The sequence below is a fragment of the Amycolatopsis pittospori genome, assembly GCF_013870525.1.
GTDB classification, from domain to species: Bacteria; Actinomycetota; Actinomycetes; order Mycobacteriales; family Pseudonocardiaceae; genus Amycolatopsis; species Amycolatopsis pittospori.
In genome coordinates this window covers 1-4,402 of record NZ_JACBXD010000182.1, presented here as the reverse complement: position 1 = coordinate 4,402, position 4,402 = coordinate 1, and the positions used below count along the sequence as shown (strand labels likewise).

At 72.8% G+C, this 4,402-nt stretch carries 1 protein-coding gene; it reads left to right on the top strand.

Annotated elements, in window-relative coordinates:
• Positions 1 to 4,402: type I polyketide synthase (locus tag H5J31_RS39425; protein WP_181777752.1), on the top strand; the 4,402-nt coding region annotated here is incomplete at both ends.

Below are 4,402 nucleotides of genomic sequence, written 5' to 3'. Positions count from 1 at the left end.
AAGCGGGCACCATCACCGGCAGCGACACCGCCGGACGCCTCGCCGTGCTGTTCACCGGGCAGGGATCGCAGCGGCTCGGTATGGGCCGCCGCCTCCATGAGTGCTTCCCGGTGTTCGCCGACGCCTTCGACGAGGCCTGCGCGCAGTTGCCCGGCGTCCGGGACGTCGTCTTCGGCACCGACGCCGCCCGCCTCGACCGCACCGAATTCGCCCAGCCCGCACTGTTCGCCTTCGAAGTCGCGCTCTACCGTCTCGTCACCTCATGGGGTCTCACCCCGGATTTCCTCGCCGGGCATTCCGTCGGCGAACTGGCCGCCGCGCACGTCGCCGGGGTGCTTTCCCTGGAGGACGCGGCGAAAATGGTCCTCGCCCGGGGCCGTCTCATGCAGGCGTTGCCCGAGGGCGGCGCGATGATCGCGCTGGAGGCGACCGAGGACGAGGTCCGCCCGCACCTGTCGGCCGACGTCGCGCTCGCGGCGGTCAACGGCCCTCGTGCAGTGGTCCTGTCCGGCGCCGACGCGGCGACCACCGCTGTCGCGGAACGCTTCCCGGGCCGCCGCACGACCCGCCTGTCCGTCTCCCACGCCTTCCACTCGGCGCTGATGGAGCCGATGCTGGCCGAATTCGCCGCCGTGGCAAGGACCCTGACCTACCACGAACCCACCATCCCGGTGGTGTCCACGCTGACCGGCGAAACCGCCGACAGGCTCACCGACCCGGCGTACTGGGCCGAGCACGTTCGCGGCACCGTCCGGTTCGCCGACGCGGTGGAAACCCTGCACGGCCAGGGCGTCACGACCTTCCTCGAACTCGGCCCGGACGCGGCGCTCACCCCGATGGGTCGCTCGGTCCTGCCCGGCGAAGACACCGCCGCGGTCTTCGCCGCCACCCAGCGCAAGGACCGCGACCAGGCGGCCACCCTCGTCGACGCCCTGGGCCTGGTGCACGCCCACGGGGCGCGCGTCGACTGGGCCGCCTACCTCGGCGGCAGTGGCGCCCGCACCGTCACGCTTCCCACGTATCCGTTCCAGCGCAAGCGTTTCTGGCTGGAGGACCCGGGGGCGGGTGCGCCCGTCGCCGCCGAGGACGGCCGGTTCTGGTCGGTCGTGGAAGCCGGTGACGTCGGCGAGTTCGCCGCCGAGCTGAAACTCTCCGACGTCGAGGCCCCGCTCGGTACGGTCCTGCCCGCGCTGTCCCGGTACCGCCGCGCCCGGTCGCTGTCGGCCGAAGCGGCGTCGCTGGCCTATCACGTCCGTTGGCAGCCCTTCACTCCCGCGACGACCACCGCCACCGGACGTTGGCTGCTGGTCACTTCCGCCCGAGAACACCCGTGGATCGAGACCGCCGCCGAAGCCCTGGCCGGTGCCGAGGTGCGGCGGCTCGTCGTCGACCGGCCCGATGGCGTCGAGCTGCCCGACGAGTCCTTCGACGGCATCCTGTCCCTGCTGGCCCTCGACGAGACCGAGACCGACGGTCTGTCCTTCGGCGCCGAGGCCACGATGTCGCTGGTGCGCGAACTGGCCGCGCGTGATCCCCAAGGTCCACTGTGGACGCTGACCCGCGGCGCGGTGTCGACCGGCGCCCACGACGCACCGGATTCGCCCGCCCAGGCCCAGCTGTGGGGCTTCGGCCGGGCGGCCGCGCTGGAGAATCCTCAGGCGTGGGGAGGTCTCGTCGATGTCCCGGCCGAGCCGGGGGAGCGGGCCGTCGCCCTGCTTCGCGGCGTCATCACCGGCCCTCGCGGTGAGGACCAGGTCGCCGTCCGGGCGACCGGTGCGTTCGGCAGGCGGCTCGCCCACGCCGAATCGTCCGAGCCGAAGCGATCCTGGCGGCCGCGCGGCACCGTCCTCGTCACCGGGGGCACCGGAGGCCTCGGCGGGATCGTCGCCCGCTGGCTGATCGAACAGGGTGCCGAACACGTCGTTCTGGTGTCACGTCAGGGCGAAACCGCTCCGGGCGCCGCCGAACTCGCCGCGGACCTGGGCGCCCGGGTGACCATCGCGGCCTGCGACGTCGCCGACCGCGACGCGCTGGCGGCCGTCATCCAGCCGGTGCGTGACGACCTCCGCTCGGTGTTCCACCTCGCCGGCGTCCTCGAACTCGGCCTCATCGAGTCGATGGACCGCGCCCGCTACGCCGACGTCCTGCGCCCGAAGGTCGCCGGGACACGCAACCTCGAAGAGCTGACCGAGGGACTCGACCTCGACGCCTTCGTCCTGTTCTCCTCGATCGCCGCCTCCATCGGCAACGCCGTCCAGAGTGCTTATGGCGCCGCGAACGCGCACCTCGAAGCGGTCGCGCAGCGGCGCCGGGCGAACGGGCTGCCCGCGACGTCGATCGCGTGGGGCCGCTGGGGTCGCGTCGGCATGGGCGTCGGCGCGGACCTCGACGAGATGCTCAGCGGACTCGGCGTCCCGGCCATGGCGCCGGAGACCGGTCTCGTCGCGCTCGGCCAGGCGCTGGACCGTGACGAGACCGCGCTGACCGTCGCCGAACTGACCTGGGAGAAGTTCGCACCGCCGTTCGCCGCGCTGCGGCCCAGCCCGCTGCTGGCCGACCTGCCCGAGGTCGTCGCGATCGCCGAGGCCGAAGCCGCACAAGCCGCCGAGGGCGCCGAAGCCGCCGACGCGTGGCGCACCCGGCTCGCCGGACTTCCCGAGGCCGAGCGCGAACGCGTCGTCACCGAACTGGTCCTGACCCACACCGCGGCCGTGCTCGGGCACACCGACGGCGTCCCCGCCGGGCAGCAGTTCACCAAACTGGGCATCGATTCGCTCACCGCGATCGAACTGCGCGGCCGGATCAACACCGAGACCGGTCTGGCGCTGCCGCCGACCATGGTCTTCGACCACGCGACCCCGGCCGCGCTCGCCGCGCATCTGCTGGCCGCGCTCACCTCCGCCTCGCAGGAGACCCGGACCGTCGTCACCGGACCGGCCGCCGCCGGTCAGGACGTCGCCGTCGTCGGCCTTTCGTGCCGCTTCGCCGGGGGTAGCGACACTCCGGAGAAGTTCTGGGAGAACCTGGTCCAGGGCAAGGATCTGATCCGCGAGGTGCCGCCGGACCGCTGGACCGCCGCCGACTACTACGACCCCGACCGCACCGCGCCGGGCAAGGCCTACACACAACAGGGCGCGTTCGTCGACGACATCGCGGGCTGGGACGCGGCGTTCTTCGGCCTCTCACCGCAGGAAGCGCGACGGCTCGACCCGACGTTCCGGCTGCTGATGGAGCTGGTCTGGGAAGGCATCGAGGACGCCGGGCTCACCGCGGACGAGCTGCGCGGCAGCCGGACCGGTGTGTTCGCCGGCCTGATCGACACCATGCAGTACAGCATGCGGCAGCTCGAAGCCGACGGCATGGACGCGGCCGACGACCCCTACTTCGGGCTCGGCAGCTCGCTTTCCGCCGCCGCGGGCCGGATCGCGCATCTGCTCGACCTGCGCGGGCCCTGCCTGACCGTGGACACCGCCTGCTCGTCGGCGCTGAGCGCGGCGCACCTGGCCGTACAGAGCCTCCGCCGGGGCGAGTGCGACGTCGCGATCGTCGGTGCCGCTTCGGCGATGATCAACCCGGACGTCTTCATCCAGTCCTGCAAGATGAGCATGCTCGCCGTCGACGGCCGCACCAAGACCTTCGACGAGAGCGCCGACGGCTACGTCATCGGCGAGGGCGGCGGCGTCGTCGTGCTCCGCCGGGCGGGCGACGTCGGCCCGGGCAGGCGGACGCGGGCGGTCATCCGCGGCACCGCGACCAACCAGGACGGCCGCAGCAACGGCCTCACCGCCCCCAACCGCGCGGCGCAGAACGCGGTCATCCGCGCGGCCCTGGCCGACGCCGGTGTCACCCCCGACGAGATCGGGTACGTCGAGGCGCACGGTTCCGGCACGCAGCTCGGCGACGCGATCGAGTTCACCGCGCTCGGCGAGATCTTCGGTGAGCGCAGCGCGCCGGAGCCGCTGTACGTCGGCGCGGTCAAGACGAACGTCGGCCACACCCTCGCTGCGGCCGGGATGGCCGGGCTGATCAAAACCGTTCTGTCGCTGGAAAACGGCACCCTGCCGGGCAATCTGCACCTGAGCACGCCGAACTCGGTGGTCACCGTGGACGGCCCGGTGCGCCCGGTCCCCGAAGCGCGGCCGTTCCCGGCCAACGCCGACGGGATCCTGCGTGCGGGCGTCAGCTCCTTCGGCTGGTCCGGCTCGAACGTGCACTTCGTCCTCGATCAGGCGGCGCCCGCCCCGGCGGCGACGCCGGGCGGGGAATGGCAGCTGCTCACGGTCTCCGGGCAGAGCGAAGCCGGACTTCGCGCGAACGCCGAGGCGCTGGCCGACCACCTGACCGAGGACGTCGAACTGGCCGACGTCGCCTTCACCACCCAGGCCGGCCGCAGCGCGCTTCC